Below are 19,938 nucleotides of genomic sequence, written 5' to 3'. Positions count from 1 at the left end.
CGTGCGACCTCGTATGACCGCCTACTCCGAAGCGGGGACCGCGAGGCGCTGGCCCGGCTCGATCGTCGCACCGTCGAGCCCGTTGAGCCGGACGATCTCGGCGATCGTGTCGCGCGGGTCGGCCGACGGGTCGATCGCCTCGGCGATCTCCCAGAGCGAGCCCCCGGCACCCACCGTGACGTACTGCAGCGAATCGCCCCCGGCCAGGTCGGCGGCCGCACCGCCGGCGTTCAGCACGGCTGCGAGCGCCCAGAGGACGATCGGCAGTGCGGCGAGGGTCGTGAAGACAGCGCGCCCGCGACGGGTCAGCCGGAGGCGGGTGCGCGGTGCACCCTCCGCACCGCCGTCGACACGGCCTGCGCGGGGCACCGGAACACCGGAACGGTACTCGTTCGTCACGATCGCTGCGCTCATGTCACCCTCCTGCGTGGGATCGCATCCGGCCCTCGGCCGGGAGGGCCGGATGCGAATCTCTGTTCCGAATATATCTTCGAACATCTTCGACTGCAAGCATCGGACTGCGGGTTTCTCGGGGAGCGATCTCGCGACACACTCGAACGAATGTTTGCCGCTCCCGCCGCATGTGGATACAGTTTCGAATGTCTGGGAACAGTCGATCAGACACCACCGACATCCGATCGCGAAGGCGGTCGCAACGAGGGGCGGAACCGTGAAGAGCGACAACGACGTGCGCGAGACCGGCAGGGCACGCCGCCGCAAGAGCCTGAGCGCGAAGCAGATCGCGATCCTCGAGGTCGTGCAGCGTTCGGTGGCGACACGCGGCTACCCGCCGAGCATGCGCGAGATCGGTGACGCCGTCGGCCTCGCATCGCTGTCGAGCGTCACGCACCAGCTCAACCAGCTCGAACTCGCCGGCTACCTGCGGCGCGATCCGAACCGCCCCCGCGCGCTCGAGGTGCTCATCGAGCTGCCGGGCCTCGACGAGCGACCTCCGTCGGCGGGCGATCCCGCGCCGGTCGGCGACGCGGCGATGGTCCCCCTCGTCGGCCGCATCGCGGCCGGCGTGCCGATCACGGCCGAGCAGCAGATCGACGAGGTGTTCCCGCTCCCCCGCCAGCTCGTCGGCAAGGGCGAGCTCTTCATCCTCAAGGTCGTCGGCGACTCGATGATCGACGCGGCCATCTGCGACGGCGACTGGGTGGTCGTGCGCTCGCAGCGCACCGCCGAGAACGGCGAGATCGTGGCCGCCATGCTCGACGGCGAGGCGACCGTCAAGGTGTTCCGCCAGCGCGACGGCCACACCTGGCTGCTGCCGCGCAACACCGCGTTCGAGCCGATCCTCGGCGACCAGGCCGAGGTCCTCGGCAAGGTCGTCGCCGTGCTGCGCGCGGTCTGAGCCCGCGGCCGCGCCGGCGGCGCGCGGTCTGAGCCCGCGGCCGCGCCGGCGGCGCGCGATCGGCGAGGCCGGGGACGTCGGGTGACGTGCGTCCGGAGGACGCTATGCGCTCGTCGCGCCTGCGGCGATCGCGCCCGCAGGCTGCGCCACCGAACGGAGCCAGCCGATCACCGCGTCCATGAACCCAGCATGATCGTCGCGGAAGACCGTGTGACCCGTGCCCGGCACCGTCGCGACGGTCATGCCCCGTCGGCGCAGGTCGGACGCGACGCGCTCGGTGATGAGCAGGCTCTTCTCGGCGAGCAGCACGAGCGTCGGGGCGACGAGTCGGGCCGGCGGCACCAGCGGCCTGGTGTCGGCGAAGCCCAGCACGGTCCGCTTGTCCCAGTCGCGGAGGGTCGCCAGTTCGATGTCGACGTCGACCGCGCTCCACTTCGGGTTCATCCGCACGAGCGCCCCGCGCCGCGGCCTCGGGGCGATCGCGAAGAAGGCCTTGTACGCCAGGCCGCGCAGGCCCGTCGGAAAGGCGAACGCGGGATCGACGTAGATCGCCGCCCGCGGCGCGAGCCGGTCGGCGACGAGGCTCGCGACGAGGCCGCCGAGCGAGTGCCCGAGCACGACGTCGGGGGGCCCGTCGAGCATGGGCTCGACCGTCTCGACCACGTCGTCGGCCCATGCGGCGGGCGAGTACCGACGCGCCCGCGGGCTGCGCCCGTGTCCGGCGAGGTCCACCGCGAGCACCCGGAAGCCCTGCGCCTCGAGTTCGTGCGTGACGCGGTGCCATGCGCGCGAGTCCGACATGATGCCGTGGATGAGGATGGCCGTGCGGGCGCCCGCGCCCGTCTCGTGAACCGCGAGTCGCATGCGATGACGGTACGCCGCCCGCCTGTGCATCGCCCCGGCGAACGATGCGAAGGCGCCGAGCATCGGGCGGATGCCGCTCACGCGGCATCCGCCCGCCGCCTCATCCGGCGACCGGCGCCGCGAGCCCGCGTGCGAGTCCGGCCCGCACCGCACGGGTCGCCTCGACGAGGTTCGCGAGCGACGCCACCGTCTCGTCGTAGCCGCGCGTCTTGAGACCGCAGTCGGGATTCACCCAGAGCCGCCCGGCGGGGATCGCCGCCGCCGCGCGCTCGAGCAGTTCCTGCAGCTCGGCCGTCGACGGCACGCGGGGCGAGTGGATGTCGTACACCCCGGGCCCGATGCCGTGGTCGAAGCCGCTCGCCGAGAGGTCGTCGACGACCTCCATCCGGCTGCGCGCGGCCTCGATCGAGGTGACGTCGGCGTCGAGTCCCTTGATCGCGTCGATCACCACCCCGAACTCCGAGTAGCACAGGTGGGTGTGCACCTGCGTGCCGGGTGCAGCGCCGGCCGTCGCCAGCGTGAACGAGCCGACCGACCAGTCGAGGTACGCGGGCTGGTCGGCGCGCTTGAGCGGCAGCAGTTCCCGGAGTGCGGGCTCGTCGACCTGGATGATGCGGATGCCCGCCCCCTCGAGGTCGGCGATCTCGTCGCGCAGGGCCAGCGCGACCTGCCGGGCGGTGTCGCCGAGGGGCTGGTCGTCGCGCACGAACGACCACGCGAGGATCGTCACCGGTCCCGTCAGCATGCCCTTGACCGGCTTGTCGCTGAGCGACTGCGCGTAGGCCGACCATTCGACCGTCATGGGCGCCGGACGCGAGACATCCCCCCAGAGGATCGAGGGCCGCGTGCAGCGCGACCCGTACGACTGCACCCAGCCGTGCTCGGTGACGGCGAAGCCGTCGAGCAGCTCGGCGAAGTACTGCACCATGTCGTTGCGCTCCGGCTCGCCGTGCACGAGCACGTCGAGGCCGAGCTCCTCCTGCAGGCGCACCACCCGCTCGATCTCGGCGCGCATCACGCCGGCGTACGCGTCGGCGTCGAGCTCGCCCCGGCCGAGACGGGCGCGGGCGATGCGCAGGTCGCTCGTCTGCGGGAACGAGCCGATCGTCGTGGTCGGCAGTTCGGGCAGTCCGAGGGCCGCCTGCGCCGCGAGCCGTTCGGCCTCGTCGCCGCGGTGGAAGTCCGCCTCCGTGAGGGCGGCGAGGCGGTCGCGGACCGCGGGCACCCGCACCCCGGGTGCGGCGGCACGGTCGGCCAGTGCCGCGGATGCCTCGGCGAGCCGCTCGGCGACGGTGTCGCGCCCGTTCGTGAGGCCGAGGGCGAGCGTTGCGACCTGGCCGACCTTCTGATCGGCGAAGGCGAGCCAGCTCGCGAGCCGCGGGTCGAGTCGGGACTCGTCGTCGACGTCGTGCGGCACGTGCAGCAGCGAGGTGGACGTCGAGACTGAGACGGCGCCCGCCCGGTCGCGCAGCCCCTCAGCCCGCTCGAGCGCGGTGCCGGGGTCGCCACGCCAGACGTTGTGCCCGTCGATGACGCCCGCGACGAGCGTCTTCGTGCGCAGCGCGGCCTCGGTCCTCGCCTCGAGGGCCGTCGGCACCGCGCCCCGTACGAGGTCGAGCCCGATCGCCTCGACGGGCGTCTCCGCGAGCACCGGGAGCGCGTCGTCGAGCGACCCGTAGGGCGCCGCGACGAAGATCGCCGGGCGCCGGTCGAGCGCACCGAGCAACGCGTAGGCCTTCGCCGCGGCATCGAGCACCAGCTCGCTCGGCACGTCGATCGCCTCGGAGACGAGCGCCGGCTCGTCGAGCTGCACCCACTCCGCGCCGGCCGCCGAGAGTTCCGCGAGCAGCGCCGCATAGACGGGCAGGAGGTCGGTGAGCCGGTCGATCGGGCGGAACCCGTCGGGCGCGCCGTCGGCGGCCTTCGCGAGCGACAGGAAGGTGACCGGGCCGACCACGACCGGCCGCGTCACGAAGCCCTCCGCCCTCGCCTCGGCGAACTGGGCGACGAGACGCTCGGCGTGCAGCGAGAACTCCGTCTCGGGGCCGATCTCGGGCACGAGGTAGTGGTAGTTCGAGTCGAACCACTTCGTCATCTCGAGCGGAGCACGCTCGCCCTCCCCGCGGGCGATCGTGAAGTAGGCGGTGAGGTCGAGCCCGCCCTGCTTGTCGAGCAGGTCGGCGAATCGCGCCGGAACGGCGCCGAACGCGACGGCCGCGTCGAGCACCTGGTCGTAGTACGAGAACGTCTCGGGGATCGCCGAGCCCGTGCGTTCGAGTCCGAGCTCGGCGAGCCGCTCACGCGTCTGCGAGCGCAGCGCGCGGGTTCGCGCCTCGAGCTCGGCCTCGTCGATCGTGCCGGCCCAGAACGCCTCGACCGCGCGCTTGAGCTCCCGGCGCCGACCGATGCGCGGATAGCCGAGCACGGTTCCGGACGGGAAGCGGGTGGTGGGTACGGTCATGACTCGTTCCTTTCGATTTCCGGGTAGGCCGAAGCACCGCGCCGGTCGCGGGTCGTCGACATCGACCGCGGGGCATCGGGCCCCGGGCCGGTGGTGGTGGTGGTGAAGTGATCGTCGATGCGGCGGGAGCCGCCGGTCAGGTCCTCCGCCCGGCGCGGACGCCGAGTCCGAGCCGGTCGAGCACCGAGAGCACCGTCTCGTGCCGGTTGTAGGTGTAGAGGTGCAGGCCCGGGGCGCCGCCCCGCAGCACCTCGCCAGCGAGGTTCGCCGCGTACTCCTCGCCGATCCTGGCGCGGGCCTCGCCGTCGGGCTCGATCTCCAGGTCGATCGCGAGGTCCGCCGGCGGCTCGACGCCGGTGAGCTCGGTCAAGCGCGCGAGTCGGGCCGGATTCGTGACCGGCATGAGCCCCGGCAGGATGGGGATCGTCACCCCGGCCGTGCGCGCCCGTTCGACGAAGCCGAGGTAGTCGTCGGCGTGCCAGAACAGCTGCGTGATCGCGAGGGTCGCCCCGGCGACCTCCTTCGCGAGCAGGGTGTCGACGTCCTGCGCGAGCCCGCGCGAACGCGGGTGGCCCGTCGGGAACGCCGCGACCGCGACCCGCTCGGGGCGGGGTCGGGCTCCGATGCGGCGGGCGCCGGGCGCGCCGGGGACGCCCGACTCTCCGAACGGCTCGCGCTCCTCCTGCACCCGGTGGATGAGCTGGACGAGCTCCGCCGCGGTGCCGAGGTCGCCGAGACCGGCGTCGGGGTCGTCGCCCTCCGGTGGGTCGCCGCGCAGCGCGAGGAAGCTCGTGATGCCCGCGTCGAGGAACTCGCGCACGAGGCGGTTCGCCTCGGCGTGCGACGAGCCGACGCAGGTCAGGTGCGCCATCGGCTCGACGGAGGTGTGCTCGAGGATGTACCGCAGCACGGTGAGGGAGCGGCCGCGCTGCGACCCGCCCGCCCCGAACGTCACCGAGATGAAGGCCGGGTCGACCTCGGCCAGCCGGTCGATCGTGCGCCCGAGCGCGATCGCCGCGGCGTCGGAGCGCGGCGGGAACAGCTCGAACGAGATCGGCGGGCGGTCGGTACAGTCACCCGTCTCCCGGGTGCCGGCGGCTCCGGTCGCAGCCATGTCGGACTCCTCGATGGGTGCCGCATGGCGGTGGTGGCACGGCAGGCCGCGGCCACCGCCTCACGGCGGATGGGTCACGCGGGCGGGTGCCGGGCTCGGCGGTCGCTCCTGGCGACGGGCATCCGGCCCGTCGTCGACGATCAGGAGCGACGTTACGCGATGGCACGGCGCCGCCGGCCAATGTGACCGGGAATGACGTCGACACGCTCGGAGTGCGGCAACGACCCGGATGCCTCGGCGCCTGCCGGGGCATCCGGTGGTTCGGCCGGTGCGCTACGCGGCGGCGACGGGTGCGACGAACTCCGCGTACTGGCCGGCGAGCTCTGGCGAGACGAGCGCACGAACGCGCGTGCCGTCTTCGACGTAGTCGAGCTCGAGGACGCGCGCCTGCTCGTGCAGGGCCGACACGATTTCGCCGCGGTCGTACGGCACGAGCAGTTCGACCTCGACCGCGGGGTCGGGCAGCATCTCGCCGATGGCGGCCAGCACGTCGGCGATGCCCTCGCCCGTACGGGCCGAGGCGAACACGGCGTCGGGCTCGAGCCCGCGGAGCACGAGGCGATCCTCGGCCGAGACGAGGTCGGCCTTGTTGAAGACCACGAGCTCGGGGATGTCGCGGGCGCCGACCTCGCCGATGACGTCGCGCACGGTCGCGATCTGCCCGGCGGGATCTGGGTGGGCCGCATCGACGACGTGCACGATGAGATCTGCGTCGCCGACCTCTTCGAGCGTCGAGCGGAACGCCTCGACGAGCTGGTGCGGAAGGTTGCGCACGAAGCCGACCGTGTCGGCGATCGTGTAGACGCGGCCGTCGGCCGTCGTGTTGCGACGCACCGTCGCATCGAGGGTCGCGAACAACGCGTTCTCGACGAGCACGCCGGCACCCGTGATGCGGTTGAGCAGGCTCGACTTGCCGGCGTTGGTGTAGCCGGCGATCGCGACCGACGGCACCGCGTTGCGACGGCGGTTCGCCCGCTTCGCCTCGCGCGCTGGCTTCATGCCCGCGATCTGGCGCCGGAGCTTGGCCATGCGCGAGTGGATGCGACGGCGGTCGAGTTCGATCTTCGTCTCACCGGGACCTCTCGAGCCCATGCCCGCGCCGCCCGAACCCACCTGGCCACCGGCCTGGCGGGACATCGATTCGCCCCAGCCGCGAAGCCTCGGGAGGAGGTATTCGAGTTGTGCGAGCTCGACCTGCGCCTTGCCCTCCCGGCTCTTCGCGTGCTGGCTGAAGATGTCGAGGATGACGGCGGTGCGGTCGATGACCTTCACCTTGACGGCGTCCTCGAGTGCACGCCGCTGGCTCGGCGCGAGCTCGGTGTCAGCGACGACCGTGTCGGCGCCGAGCGAGGCGACGATGTGCCTCAGCTCTTCGACCTTGCCGCGGCCGAGGTACGTCGAGGGGTCGGGGTGCGGTCGCCGCTGCAGCACGCCGTCGAGCACCCGGGCGCCCGCAGTCTCGGCGAGGGCTGAGAGCTCGCGGAGCGAGTTCTCGGCGTCGTCGAGGGAGCCCTGCGAGTAGACGCCGATGAGCACGACGTTCTCGAGCCGGAGCTGCCGGTACTCGACCTCGGTGACGTCTTCGAGTTCGGTGGAGAGGCCGGCGACGCGACGCAACGCCGCACGCTCTTCACGGTCGTACTGCTCGCCGTCGGTGTCGGCTCCCGAGGCGGCGTCGGAGCCGTGCACCATCATGGCCTCGGCCGCACCGGAACCGAACCGGGTGACCCCGGCCTTCGTCTCCGCGCCCCTCAGCACTCGCTCGACCGCGTCGTCGGCGGTGTTCTGTTCGGCTTCGTTCATCGTGTTAACCCTACTTCCGATCGCTGCGATAGGTTCCCCTACATGGGTTCCGACCACTACTTCTGCGCCGCGCCCTCGAGCGAAGCCCGCACCCGTACCATCCGCGTGGCGCTCGCCGGTCGCGAGGTCGAGCTCATGACCGCCGGCGGCGTGTTCAGCCCCGAGCACCTCGACCAGGGCACCCGCGTACTGCTCGACGCCGTGCCCGCTCCCCCGGCGGCGGGCGACCTGCTCGACCTCGGCACCGGATGGGGCCCCATCGCGCTCACCCTCGCGATGCGGTCGCCCGAGGCCACGGTGTGGGCGGTCGACGTGAACAAGCGCGCCCTCGACCTCACGCGGCGCAACGCCGCCCGGCTCGGCCTCCACAACGTCAACGCCGTCAGGCCCGACGATGTTCCCGACGACGTGCGCTTCGCGACGATCTGGTCGAACCCGCCGATCAGGGTCGGCAAGCAGGAGCTGCACGAGATGCTCTCGCGATGGCTGACCCGGCTGGACGACTCCGCCGAGGCCGCCGCGTGGCTCGTGGTCGCCAAGCACCTCGGCGCCGAGTCCCTGCAGCGCTGGATCGGCGCCGAGCTCGGCCTCGACGTCGAACGCGCGGCGAACTCCAAGGGCTTCCGCGTGCTCGACGTGCGCCGCTGACCGGGTGCCCGTCCGTCGAACCCGCTATCGCGCCCTGCGGTCGATGAGGCGGGCGGAGCGCACGGAGGCCGAGGTCGTGAGCACGAGGAACGCGAGCGTCGCGACGAGCACCGCGACGAGCGGCAGGGCCCATGCGCCGCTCGATTCGTGCAATGCGCCGAGCACGGGTGGCGCCGTCGCCGCGACGAGGTAGCCGCCGGCCTGCACGAGCGCCGACATCTGCGTGGTCTCGCGGTCGGTACGGGTGATGCGCACGACGGTCGCGATGATGACGACGAATCCGCCGCCCTGGGCGATACCGCCGGTGACGGTCCACACGAGGTACGCCTCCGGGGCGAGGAGCAGGCCCAGCGGCAGCGTCGTCCACAGCACGCCGACGATGGCCGGCTGCACCCAGGCCGGCCGCAGTCGGCCGAGGAACGGCACACCGAGCGCCCCCGCGACGGCCGCGAGCTGGAAGAGCGACGCGACGTTGCCGGCGGCGATCGTATCGAGGTCGTACACGTCGGCGTAGAGGCTCGGCAGCCAGGCGCTCAGTCCGTAGTACGAGAACGACTGCGCGGCGAATGCCGCCGCGAGCAGCCAGGTCATGGGGTTGCGCCACGCCGAGTACTCGCCGGGGGCGACGACGCCGGTCGGTCCGGTGACGGCGGCCAGTGAACCGGTGACCGCGAGCGCGGCGGCCTCGCGCGCCTCGCGGCTCTCGGCACTGACGCGCCGCAGGTGCACGCCCCACACCGCGAGAGCCACCACGATGAGCACGCCCCAGATCGCGGTCGCCCACTGCCAGCCGATCAGCTCGGCGAGCGGCGCCGTCACCGCGATCGTGAGCATGGAGCCGACGTTCATCATGGCCGAGTACACGCCCGTGACGAGCTGCGCGCGCTCGGGCGGGACGTCGCGCCGGATGACGACCGGCACGACGACGTTGCCGATCGCGATCGCGAGGCCGATGATGACGGTGCCCGCGAACGCCGCCCAGGTCGTGCCGCCCGATCGCACGATCGTGCCTATGAGGGTGCCGATGAGCGAGATCGCGACGGCCCGCTCGGCACCGGTCAGCCGGATCGTCCACGCGGCGATCGGCGTGCCCAGGGCGAAGCACAGCACGGGCAGGCTCGTCAGCAGGCCGGCCGCGGTCGGCGAGAGGCCGAGCGAGGCCTCGATCTCCTCGATGACGGGCGCGATCGCGACGAGCGGGCCGCGCAGGTTGAGCGCGACGAGCGAGATGCCGACGAGCAGGAGCCAGGGGAAGGAGGACGCGGCGGCCCGACCGGTGGCGCCGCGGGTCATGCGAGCGTGAGCACGCCGTCGAAGACGAGCTCGGCGGGGCCTGCGAGCGCGACGTGCTCGCCGTCGGACGCCTCGAACATGCGGACGCCGAGCACCCCGCCCGGCACCTGCACGCGCCAGTCGTTCGGCGCACCGGCGCCGGCCCAGTACCGCACCGCGAGTGCGGAGGCCACGGCACCGGTGCCGCACGAGAGCGTCTCGCCCGATCCGCGCTCGTGCACGCGCATGCGGATGCGGCCGACGCCGTCTTCGACGAGCGGCTCGGCGGGCACGACGAACTCGACGTTGGCGCCCGCAGCGGGCACCGGTTCGAGCATGGGCGCGTAGGCGAGGTCGAGCCCCTCGAGCTCGTCGTCGTCGGCGAGGGCGACGACGACGTGCGGATTGCCCACGTCGATGCCGAGACCGGGCCGCGCGACGGGCAGCTGCTTCGCGCGCACGAGCGGTTCGCCGCCCGCGAGACGCCAGGTGCCGAGGTCGACCTGGAAGCCCGACGCCGTGCGGGTCACCGTGCGCACGCCGGCCCGGGTGCCGATCGCGATCTCGTGGCCGGGATGCAGCTCGGCGAGCCCCTGGTCGAGCAGGTACCGCACGAAGACGCGGATGCCGTTGCCGCACATCTCGGACACGGTGCCGTCGGCGTTCCAGTAGTCCATGAACCAGACCGCGCGCGGATCGGCTGCGAGCGCCGCTGCACCGTCGGCGAGGTTCTGCGAGCGCACGGCGCGGATGAGCCCGTCGGCGCCGACGCCGAAACGCCGGTCGCAGACGGCCGCGATCTGCGTGGGCTCGAGTTCGTTCTCACCCTCTGGGTCGCTGAAGAGCACGAAGTCGTTGCCCGTGCCCTGGCCCTTGGTGAATCGCAGATCGAACGGCATGCGACTCAGTCTAGGGCGGCCTGCCGGGCGAGCTCGGCGCTTCTCGCGACGGCATCATCGGCGTCGATCTGCACCGCGTCCCGGTATCGCTTGAACCAGCCGACCTGCCGCCTCGCGTACGTGCGGGTGAGCTGTTGCGTCTCGGCGACCGCGTCCGTACGAGGCATCCGGCCCTGGAGCTCGGCGAGCGCCTGCGCGTAGCCGATGGCCTTGCGCGCGGTGACCCCGCGCTCGAGGCCGAGCGGGACGAGTCCGCGCACCTCGTCGAGGAGGCCGGACGCCCACATGTCGTCGACGCGGGCGTCGAGCCGCGCGACGAGCCGCGCGCGGTCGCTGCGCAGGTGCACGATGCGATGCGGTCGCCACGGCACCGGATCGTCGGGAATCCTCGCCGCCGCCGGCGAGCCGGTGACCTCGATCACCTCGAGGGCACGGACGACGCGGCGCCCGTTCAGCGGGTCGACCTTCGCTGCGGTCTCGGCATCGATCTCGCGGAGCCGCGCGTGCAGCATGCCGGGACCCTGCTCGGCGAGCTCGGCCTCGAGGCGCGCACGCACGTCGGGATCGGTGCCGGGGAACCGGAAGTCGTGGATGACCGACGAGACGTACAGACCCGATCCGCCGACCAGCAGCGCGACCGATCCGCGGCCGGTGATCTCGTCGATGCGCGCCCTCGCCTCGGCCTGGTAGGCCGCCACGGATGCCTCGTCGGTGACCTCGAGCACGTCGAGCAGGTGATGCGGCACCCCCCTGCGCTCCCCGAGCGCGAGCTTGGCGGTGCCGATGTCCATGCCGCGATACAGCTGCATCGCATCGGCGTTCACGACCTCGGCGGTGCACCCGGCGCGATCGAACGCCTCCGCGAGGTCGAGCGCGAAGGCCGACTTGCCGGTGCCGGTCGCGCCGACGACGGCGATGAGCGTCACGTCAGCGCTGGCCGTCGGTCGGGTCGTAGATCGGGAACGTGCCGACGCCGGGCGACACGAGCGGCTCGTTCGCGATGCGCAGGGTCGGGAGCCCGAGCGAGACCCGGCCGGGACTCGTCGAGCCGGTGTCCGCGGGCACGCCGCAGCTCTCGGCCTGGTCGCGATCCCACGCGTCGCCCGCGCGAGTGCGCCGGATCCGCAACGGGGCGCCGTCGACCGAGTCGGCGAGGAGGTGGAACGGGGCGGCCTGCGTGATCTCGACCGTGACAACGTCGCCCGGGCGCGGCAGTTCGGAGCCCTCGGGCACCTCGAAGTGCACGAGACGGCTGTCTTCGGCGCGACCGCTCAGGCGGTGGGTCTCGGCGTCCTTCTTGCCTTCGCCGGTGGCGACGAGGAGATTGACCGTCGTGCCGACGAGCTTCAGGTTCTCCTCCCAGGAGATGCGCTCCTGCAGGGCGATGAGGCGGTCGTAGCGCTCCTGCACGACCTCCTTCGGCACCTGATGCTCCATCGTGGCGGCCGGAGTGCCGGGACGGATCGAGTACTGGAAGGTGAACGCAGAGGCGAATCGGGCGGCCTCGACGACGCGCATCGTCTCCTGGAAGTCCTCCTCGGTCTCACCGGGGAAGCCGACGATGATGTCGGTCGAGATCGCGGCGTTCGGAATCTTGGCACGCACGCGGTCGAGGATGCCGAGGAACTTCTCGGACCGGTACGAGCGTCGCATCGCCTTGAGGATGCGATCGGAACCCGACTGCAACGGCATGTGCAGCTGCGGCATCACGCTCGGGGTCTCGGCCATGGCATCGATGACGTCGTCGGTGAACGCAGCGGGGTGCGGGCTCGTGAACCGGATGCGCTCGAGCCCGTCGATCTCGCCTGCGGCGCGGAGGAGCTTGCCGAACGCCTGGCGGTCGCCGAACTCGACGCCGTACGAGTTGACGTTCTGTCCGAGCAGGGTCACCTCGACGGCACCGTCGTCGACGAGGGCCTGGATCTCGGCGAGGATGTCGCCGGGCCGGCGGTCCTTCTCCTTGCCCCGCAGCGCGGGGACGATGCAGAACGTGCACGTGTTGTTGCAGCCGACGGAGATCGAGACCCAGCCGCTGTAGGTCGAGTCGCGCTTCGTCGGCAGCGTCGACGGGAAGACCTCGAGTGCGTCGAGGATCTCGAGTTGCGCCTCGTCGTTGTGCCGGGCACGCTCGAGCAGGCTCGGCAGCGACCCCATGTTGTGGGTGCCGAACACCACGTCGACCCACGGCGCCTTCTCGAGGATGACGTTCTTGTCCTTCTGGGCGAGGCAGCCGCCGACGGCGATCTGCATGCCGGAGTGGCGGCGCTTGACGCCGGCCAGGTGCCCGAGGTTGCCGTAGAGCTTGTTGTCGGCGTTCTCGCGGACGGCGCACGTGTTGATCACGACGACGTCGGGTTCGGCGCCGTTCGCAGGGACGTAGCCGGCGGCCTCGAGCGAGCCCGAGAGTCGTTCGGAATCGTGGACGTTCATCTGGCACCCGAAGGTGCGGACCTCGTAGGTGCGCGGTGCGGGCTCCGTCGCCCGGGCGTCGGCGACCTCGTGAATGGTGCTCATGATCGCACCATTCTACGAGTCGTCGGCTGCGAGCGCCGTCGTCACCGCCTCGCGAACGACCTCGCCCGAGTAGCCGCGCCGCTGGAGGAAGGCCGACAGCCGTCGTTCGGCGGTCGCCCGGTCGAGCCCCGTCAGCTGGCGAGCCCGTCGCACCGCGACGGCCGTCGCGTTCTCGCGCTCGGCCTCGGGATCGAGATCATCGACCGCCGCTCGGGCGACGGTCGGATCGATGCCCCGTCGGCCGAGCTCGTGCAGGATGGCGCCGGCACCGCGACCCCGCCGCACGCTGTGGTTGTGCACGACCTGCTCGGCGAGCCGGGCGTCATCGAGGTAGCCGTAGCGCTCGTACCGCTCGATCCAGGACTCGACCTCGGGCTCGTCGAGCCCGTGCTCGACGAGCACCGATCTCACCTCGGCGATCGACAGCGCCGATCGCCGCAGGCGTGAGACGACGAGACGGTCGATGCGTTCGTCGCGCTCGAGGCCCGTCTCGTCGGGCGAGGGCGCCGCGTCGTCGTTCGACCGTGGATGTCGGCGTGCGCGGGTGTCGCGCTCGACCCCCGCCCCACGCGCCGGCCGGCCGCGACCGGGCTCATCGACCGTCGAGCCGGACGAGCCCTCGTCGGCCACCCACGGCAGATAGGTGACCGGGGCAAGGTGCTCAGCCGACGCGTCGCGCATGCTGCTGCCCTCCCCGGTCACTCGATCTCCCATGTCACGGCTCAGGCGCTCAGGCGCCCTTGCGCTTCGCGTCGAGCGACTCGACGTTGGCCGGTGCAGCGGCACCCGCTGCGCCGATGCCGAGCTTCACGAGGATCTTCTGCTCGATGTCGGCGGCGATGTCGGGGTTCTGCAACAGGAAGTTGCGCGCATTCTCCTTGCCCTGGCCGAGCTGATCGCCGTCGTAGGTGTACCAGGCACCCGACTTCTTGACGATGCCCTGGTCGACGCCGTAGTCGATGAGGCTGCCCTCGCGCGAGATGCCGACCCCGTAGAGGATGTCGAACTCGGCCTGCTTGAACGGCGGGGCCATCTTGTTCTTGACGACCTTCACGCGCGTGCGGTTGCCGACCGCGTCGGAGCCGTCCTTCAGGGTCTCGATGCGGCGGATGTCCATGCGGACCGAGGCGTAGAACTTGAGCGCCTTGCCGCCCGCCGTCGTCTCGGGGCTGCCGAAGAACACGCCGATCTTCTCGCGGAGCTGGTTGATGAAGATCATCGTGGTGTTCGTCTGGTTCAGGCCGCCCGTGAGCTTGCGGAGCGCCTGCGACATGAGACGGGCCTGGAGGCCGACGTGCGAGTCGCCCATCTCGCCCTCGATCTCGGCTCGCGGCACGAGTGCGGCCACGGAGTCGATCACGATGAGGTCGATCGAGCCCGAGCGCACGAGCATGTCGGCGATCTCGAGCGCCTGCTCGCCCGTGTCGGGCTGCGACACGAGCAGTGCGTCGATGTCGACGCCGAGCTTCTTGGCGTACTCGGGGTCGAGCGCGTGCTCGGCGTCGACGAACGCCGCGATGCCGCCGGCGCGCTGGGCGTTGGCGATCGCGTGGAGCGTGAGCGTCGTCTTGCCCGAGGACTCGGGACCGTAGATCTCGACGATGCGGCCGCGCGGGAGCCCGCCGACGCCGAGGGCGACGTCGAGGGCGATCGAACCGGTGGGGATGACCTCGACGGGGGCTCGCTCTTCGCTGCCGAGGCGCATGACCGACCCCTTGCCGAACTGGCGGTCGATCTGCGCGAGGGCGGCTTCGAGAGACTTCTCGCGGTCTGCGGGTGATGCCATGGTGTGGGCTCCTTCGATGCTCGTGTGCTGCTGCCTCTAGGCTGTCGTTCCACGCTTCGGGCCCCGGTGCTGACCCGCGACGTCTCGCGACAAGGCGGTTGCGGTGTGTTCCGACGCATCGACCGTATGACCGGCCACCGACATCCGACGCCCTCACGGGTGGGGATGTGGAGGGATGCCTCGTTCCTCCTGCTGTTGAGGACAGTACCGCAGAACCGAACGGATGTTCGAACCCGGGCGCGGCGTGTCGAACAGCTCTTCGGTATGCGCGGGCGGCGTCAGCGCGCGGCGCCCTCCGGCCGACCCGGGACGGGTCGGCCGGCGCCGTGCCGTCGCTGCTCCGGGACGTCCGTCGCCTCGCAGAGGGCGATCCAGACGTCGCGCGGCCGCACGCCGGCGTCGAGCGCCTCGCGAGCCGTGCGCCCACCGAGCTGAGCGAGCACCAGGTCGTTCACGACGACCCCGCCGTACCCCGGGCCGAACTCGGCATCCACGGCGAACTGGAACTCGCTGAGCTTCATGGCACCTCCGGAAACGGCTCCGGCCGGTCAGAAGACCGGCCGGAGTACGGGTAAGAACGATCGGGTCAGCGGACCATCATGTCGGCGTCGAACTCGGCGACGAGCTCGTCGGGCAGGCTGTCGGGCACCACCGAGAGGCCCTCGAGCACCGCGATGCGGTCGCCGACCTCGTGCATGATCACCGAGATGGGCGTGTCGAGCGCTTCGGCCACTGAGGCGAGGATCTCGGAGGACGCCTCTTTCTGCCCCCGTTCGACCTCGCTGAGGTACCCCAGCGCGACACTCGCCTTGGACGCGACCTGCCGGAGCGTGCGCCCCTTCTGCAGGCGGAAGTCCCTCAACACATCGCCGATCTCCTGTCGAACCAGAACCATCGGGGAACCTCCTTCTACACTGCCTCGACTCCGCCGGAGCCGGAAACGGGAGCGTCAGTCTACCTGATGCTCATGTCTTCGAATCTAGCGTCGCACACTGGGGCTTTCGTGTGAACCTGCCACGTGTAACAGGGTGTTCACGAAGAGTATTCCGCTCCCTCGGGTCGCGCCTGCGAGCGGGCGGCGAGGCGACGGATCCGAGCGCCTCGGACCCCTCGACCGGGATGCGTCCCGCCGCGAGCCGCCCAGGATCAGGCCGCCGGCAGGCCTGCGAGCAGCGCACCGATCGCGGCGTGCACGGTCTGCCGACGGATCGACGCGCGGTCGCCCGTGAAGGACAGGTCGATCGCGTCGACCCGGTCGCCGATCGCGAGTCCGACGTGCACCGTGCCGACGGGCCTGCCGTCCTGCGGGTCGGGCCCGGCGACGCCCGTCGTCGAGACCCCGATGTCGGCGGGGTGTCCGTCGACCGCCAGCGCGGTGCGCACGCCGATCGCCATCTGCCGGGCGACCTCGGGGTGCACGGCGCCCTCGCGACGCAGCAGCCCGGCGTCGACGCCGAGCAGCGTATGCTTCACGGCGGTGTCGTAGGCGACGATGCCGCCCGTGACGACGAGCGAGGCGCCGGGGACGCTCGTGAGCTCGGCGACGACGAGCCCGCCCGTGAGCGACTCGGCGACGGCGATGCGCAGGCGTCGGCGGGTGAGCTCGGCGATGAGGCGCGCGGCCGCTTCGGCCTGGAGCGCACCCGGCCCGCTCACGCCGCCCGGCCCCGCGCGAGTCGGACCGCATCGCGTACGTAGAGCAGTCCGGACCAGACCGTGAGCACGAGGGCGAGGCCCATCGCGACCCAGTTCACCCAGAGGATCCAGTCGCCGACGATCGTCCAGAGCGGCACGAGCGCGAGCGAGATCGCGACCGATTGCACGACCGTCTTGAGCTTGCCGCCCGACGAGGCGGGTACCACGTTGCCGCGTCGGAGCTCGACGAGCCGCCAGACGGTGATGCCGACCTCCCGCACCACGATGAGGATCGTCACCCACCACCACAGCTCGCCCAGGATCGACAGGCAGACGAGCGCACCGCTCGTGAGCAGCTTGTCGGCGATCGGGTCGAGGATCTTGCCCAGGTCCGTGACGAGCCCGCGACTGCGGGCGATGTGTCCGTCGATGCCGTCGGTCGCGATGGCGACGATGAACAGCGCTGCCGCCCACCACCGCAGGGGGCCGTCGGCTCCGTCATCGGCGAGCAGCAGCCAGAAGAAGACCGGTGCGGCCAGGATCCGCACGATGGTGATCGCGTTCGGCAGGTTCCAGTTCGCCGATCGGGCGCGCCCTTCGGCGGAGGAGGTCATACGGCCAAGGATACCGGGCGCTCAGTCGCGGCCGGTGAGGCCCCAGGCGTCTTCGTCACCCTCGGCCTCGACCTCCTCGAGCCCCTCGGGGATGCGGCCGACCGGGTCGTCGTAGCGGTCGTCGACCTCGTGCGCGACGGGCGCGGGCGCTGCCGCGGCGGGCGGCGCCGTCGCCTGCGGCGGTGCCGCAGGCGCACTCGGCTCACCACGCAGCTTCGCGAGCACGCCCGGCAGCTGCTCCGCCGTCACGAGCACGTCGCGCGCCTTCGAGCCCTCCGAGGGACCGACGATCTCGCGCGACTCGAGCAGGTCCATGAGGCGACCGGCCTTCGCGAATCCCACGCGCAGCTTGCGCTGCAGCATCGACGTCGAGCCGAACTGCGTCGACACCACGAGCTCCGCCGCGGCGAGCAGCAGCTCGAGGTCGTCGCCGATGTCGGAGTCGATCTCCTTCCGCTCGACGGCGGCCGCGACATCCTGACGGTACTCGGGACGCGCCTGGCGCGTGACGTGGGTCACGACCTTCTCGATCTCGGCCTCGGTGACCCAGGCACCCTGCACGCGCAACGGCTTCGACGCCCCCATCGGCAGGAAGAGCGCGTCGCCCTGCCCGATGAGCTTGTCGGCGCCCGGCTGGTCGAGGATGACGCGCGAGTCGGTGACGCTCGTCACCGCGAACGCAAGTCGCGACGGCACGTTCGCCTTGATGAGGCCCGTGACGACGTCGACCGACGGCCGCTGCGTCGCGAGCACGAGGTGGATGCCCGACGCACGCGCGAGCTGCGTGATGCGCACGATCGAGTCCTCGACGTCGCGCGGGGCGACCATCATGAGGTCGGCGAGCTCGTCGACGACGACGAGCAGGTACGGGTACGGCTTGAGCTTGCGCTCGCTTCCCGCCGGCAGGATGATCTCGTCGTTCACGACGGCCTTGTTGAAGTCGTCGATGTGGCGGAAGCCGAACGACGCGAGGTCGTCGTACCGCATGTCCATCTCCTTCACGACCCACTGCAGCGCCTCGGCGGCCTTCTTCGGGTTCGTGATGATCGGGGTGATGAGGTGCGGCACGCCCGCGTACGGGGCGAGCTCGACGCGCTTCGGGTCGATGAGCACCATGCGCACCTCGCTCGGCTTCGCGCGCATGAGCAGGCTCGTGATCATCGAGTTGACGAAGCTCGACTTGCCCGAGCCGGTCGAGCCCGCGACGAGGAGGTGCGGCATCTTGGCGAGGTTCGCGACGACGTAGCCGCCGCCGACGTCCTTGCCGACGCCGATCGTCATCGGGTGCTTCGCGCCGACCGCGGCGTGCGAGCGCAGCACGTCGCCGAGGGTCACCGTCTCGCGGTCGGCGTTCGGGATCTCGACGCCGATCGCGCTCTTGCCCGGGATCGGTGACAGGATGCGCACCTCGTTCGACGCGACCGCGTAGGCGAGGTTCTTCGACAGCGCCGTGACCCGCTCGACCTTGACTCCCGGCCCGAGCTCGATCTCGTACTGCGTCACGGTCGGACCGCGCGAGAAGCCCGTGACCTTCGCGTCCACCGAGAACTGGTCGAGGACACCCGTGATCTGGCGCACGACGTCGTCGTTCGCCTGCGAACGCGACTTCGCCGGCGGCCCGGCAGCGAGGGTCGCGGCGGAGGGCAGGAAGTACGGACGGTCGGGCTGCTCCGCCGCGTCGGCGTCGGCGGGAACGAGGGATGCCTCGGCACCGGCGCCGTTCGCATCGGCCGTGAAGTCGGCCGCCGCGTCGTAGAGCGGGATCGCCTGGGTCGCACCGGCGTCGTCGCCGCGGAGCCCGATGCCGGCGTTCGAGCCGTCGCCGGCGAAGTTCGCGACCGCGGATTCGGCGCGCTCGAGGTCGCCGAGCAGCTCGGTGCCGTACGCGTCGGCCCCGCCGGCCCCCTCGATGGGGCTGTCGAAGCTGCCGGCGGCGGAGCCCGCACCGAACACCTCGGTGATGCCGTCGATGCCCGACGCCTCGAACTCCGGATCTTCTTCGCGGCCCTGCGCATTTCGCCGCCACCAGGGCACGAGCCCGGGCGCGGCGTCGTCGGCATCGTCGTCGATGCCGTCGAGCTCGGTCGGGACGCTCTTCTCCTTGCGGCGACGCGACGGCTTCGCCGAGGCATCCGCTTCATCGGCGGGCACCTCGTCGGGGGCGCCGAACAGCCAGTCGTAGAGCTCGCGGAACCGCGCCGGGACCCGGTTCGGAGGCGTCTTCGTGATGATCAGGACGGAGAGCACGACGAGGAGGATCACGACGATCGCCGCGCCCACCTCGGTGATCAGCAGGATGAGCGGGGTGGCGAGCATCCAGCCGAGGATGCCGCCGGCACGCGCGAGCACCGCCATGCCGTCGCTCGGCTCGGGCTGGCCGCCGAAGATGTGGCACAACGCCGACACGCTCAGCAGGAGGAGGAGGAGCCCGATGCCGATACGCGTGTTGTCGTGCACCGAACTCGGATGCCGGAAGAGCCACACGGCGAACAGCAGCATGATGACGGGGAGCGCGAACGCCACCCTGCCGAACAGGCCGCCGAACGTCCACGAGTCGAGGGTCTGCGCGACGGGCTCGTTGATGAAGAACCACTCGACGACCGCGCCGGCGATGGCGAGCACGACGATGAAGAAGGGCAGTCCGTCGCGACGCTCGTCTTTCTGCAGCGTCTCGGGCCCGAGCGCGCGTGCGGCGCCGCCCGCGAGGTGCGCCAGCCCCATCCACGCCTTCACGAAGATGTTCGGCCCCGCCGACGTCTGGGCCGGCTTCTTCGCGGCCGCGCCGCGCGTCTGCGCCGGCAGCTTCTTCGTCGGCGCGGTCTTCGCAGATGCGGTGCGCGAGCTGCCGCCGCGGGACGAGGTGCCCGAGGCGCGCCCGTTCGACTTGGTGCCCGTAGCCATGGGGTCAAGGTTACGGCCGACGGCCGACCTCCCCCGGGAGCGCGGGGCGAGTGTCTGCGATCCGTGCTCG

General features: G+C 71.5%; 18 protein-coding genes. 2 read left to right on the top strand and 16 right to left on the bottom strand.

The features are described 5' to 3' along the window. Positions 1 to 21 precede the first annotated feature (21 nt). Positions 22 to 414 (bottom strand): LysM peptidoglycan-binding domain-containing protein, encoded by a 393-nt coding sequence (locus tag PX701_RS15130; protein WP_275506758.1) that lies wholly within the window; start codon positions 412 to 414, stop codon positions 22 to 24. 256 nt (positions 415 to 670) lie between these two features. Between PX701_RS15130 and lexA the strand changes: the two genes are divergently transcribed. Beyond that, entirely contained in the window at positions 671 to 1,357 is a 687-nt protein-coding gene (gene lexA / locus PX701_RS15125) for a transcriptional repressor LexA (RefSeq protein ID WP_420831081.1), read from the top strand. A gap of 102 nt (positions 1,358 to 1,459) precedes the next feature. Here lexA and PX701_RS15120 read toward each other — a convergent pair whose 3' ends face one another. The 4 genes from PX701_RS15120 to hflX form a co-directional block, all read right to left on the bottom strand. Beyond that, a complete protein-coding gene (locus tag PX701_RS15120; RefSeq protein WP_275506757.1) occupies positions 1,460 to 2,221 on the bottom strand; it encodes an alpha/beta fold hydrolase in 762 nt (253 codons plus the stop codon). Between the two features lie 100 nt (positions 2,222 to 2,321). Beyond that, positions 2,322 to 4,682 (bottom strand): 5-methyltetrahydropteroyltriglutamate--homocysteine S-methyltransferase, encoded by a 2,361-nt coding sequence (gene metE, locus PX701_RS15115; protein ID WP_275506756.1) that lies wholly within the window; start codon positions 4,680 to 4,682, stop codon positions 2,322 to 2,324. A 136-nt stretch (positions 4,683 to 4,818) separates the two neighbouring features. Further along, a complete protein-coding gene (locus tag PX701_RS15110) occupies positions 4,819 to 5,796 on the bottom strand; it encodes a methylenetetrahydrofolate reductase (protein WP_231431301.1) in 978 nt (325 codons plus the stop codon). A 273-nt stretch (positions 5,797 to 6,069) separates the two neighbouring features. After that, a complete protein-coding gene (hflX, locus tag PX701_RS15105) occupies positions 6,070 to 7,599 on the bottom strand; it encodes a GTPase HflX (protein ID WP_275506755.1) in 1,530 nt (509 codons plus the stop codon). Positions 7,600 to 7,641: 42 nt separating this feature from the next. On the opposite strand from hflX, the gene PX701_RS15100 reads away from it, so the two are divergent. Continuing rightward, positions 7,642 to 8,247 (top strand): class I SAM-dependent methyltransferase, encoded by a 606-nt coding sequence (locus PX701_RS15100; RefSeq protein ID WP_275506754.1) that lies wholly within the window; start codon positions 7,642 to 7,644, stop codon positions 8,245 to 8,247. Between the two features lie 24 nt (positions 8,248 to 8,271). Here the strand turns inward: PX701_RS15100 and PX701_RS15095 are convergent, their stop codons facing one another. From PX701_RS15095 to PX701_RS15045, 11 genes are all read right to left on the bottom strand, one after another. Further along, positions 8,272 to 9,540, bottom strand: coding sequence for an MFS transporter (locus tag PX701_RS15095; RefSeq protein ID WP_275506753.1), 1,269 nt, complete (start codon positions 9,538 to 9,540; stop codon positions 8,272 to 8,274). Continuing rightward, positions 9,537 to 10,418, bottom strand: a complete 882-nt coding sequence (gene dapF / locus PX701_RS15090) for a diaminopimelate epimerase (RefSeq protein WP_275506752.1) — start codon at positions 10,416 to 10,418, stop codon at positions 9,537 to 9,539. The genes PX701_RS15095 and dapF overlap by 4 nt, the downstream gene beginning before the upstream one ends. 5 nt (positions 10,419 to 10,423) lie before the next feature. Further along, the gene (gene miaA / locus PX701_RS15085; RefSeq protein ID WP_275506751.1) at positions 10,424 to 11,344 is read right to left on the bottom strand and encodes a tRNA (adenosine(37)-N6)-dimethylallyltransferase MiaA; all 921 of its coding nucleotides are present in this window, start codon (positions 11,342 to 11,344) and stop codon (positions 10,424 to 10,426) included. A gap of 1 nt (position 11,345) precedes the next feature. Then, the gene (gene miaB, locus PX701_RS15080; protein WP_231431307.1) at positions 11,346 to 12,932 is read right to left on the bottom strand and encodes a tRNA (N6-isopentenyl adenosine(37)-C2)-methylthiotransferase MiaB; all 1,587 of its coding nucleotides are present in this window, start codon (positions 12,930 to 12,932) and stop codon (positions 11,346 to 11,348) included. A gap of 12 nt (positions 12,933 to 12,944) precedes the next feature. Continuing rightward, complete coding sequence (locus PX701_RS15075) at positions 12,945 to 13,613, bottom strand: regulatory protein RecX (RefSeq protein WP_275506750.1); 669 nt, start codon at positions 13,611 to 13,613, stop codon at positions 12,945 to 12,947. A gap of 49 nt (positions 13,614 to 13,662) precedes the next feature. After that, positions 13,663 to 14,718: a recombinase RecA gene (recA, locus tag PX701_RS15070; RefSeq protein ID WP_231431309.1), complete on the bottom strand. Its 1,056-nt coding sequence runs from the start codon at positions 14,716 to 14,718 to the stop codon at positions 13,663 to 13,665. A gap of 278 nt (positions 14,719 to 14,996) precedes the next feature. Next, entirely contained in the window at positions 14,997 to 15,239 is a 243-nt protein-coding gene (locus tag PX701_RS15065; protein WP_231431310.1) for a DUF3046 domain-containing protein, read from the bottom strand. A gap of 65 nt (positions 15,240 to 15,304) precedes the next feature. Next, positions 15,305 to 15,613 carry a helix-turn-helix domain-containing protein gene (locus PX701_RS15060; protein WP_130351053.1) on the bottom strand — a complete coding sequence of 103 codons (309 nt, stop codon included), beginning with the start codon at positions 15,611 to 15,613 and terminating at the stop codon, positions 15,305 to 15,307. 251 nt (positions 15,614 to 15,864) lie between these two features. Continuing rightward, positions 15,865 to 16,374: a CinA family protein gene (locus PX701_RS15055; protein WP_231431311.1), complete on the bottom strand. Its 510-nt coding sequence runs from the start codon at positions 16,372 to 16,374 to the stop codon at positions 15,865 to 15,867. After that, positions 16,371 to 16,967, bottom strand: coding sequence for a CDP-diacylglycerol--glycerol-3-phosphate 3-phosphatidyltransferase (gene pgsA / locus PX701_RS15050; protein WP_231431312.1), 597 nt, complete (start codon positions 16,965 to 16,967; stop codon positions 16,371 to 16,373). Before pgsA ends, PX701_RS15055 begins: the two co-directional genes overlap by 4 nt. Positions 16,968 to 16,988: 21 nt before the next feature. Beyond that, positions 16,989 to 19,868, bottom strand: coding sequence for an FtsK/SpoIIIE family DNA translocase (locus PX701_RS15045; protein WP_275506749.1), 2,880 nt, complete (start codon positions 19,866 to 19,868; stop codon positions 16,989 to 16,991). Between the last annotated feature and the right edge of the window lie 70 nt (positions 19,869 to 19,938).

It is taken from the genome of Agromyces chromiiresistens, assembly GCF_029167465.1.
In the GTDB taxonomy this organism is placed as follows: domain Bacteria; phylum Actinomycetota; class Actinomycetes; order Actinomycetales; family Microbacteriaceae; genus Agromyces; species Agromyces chromiiresistens.
This window is presented reverse-complemented; position numbering and strand designations above follow the sequence as displayed.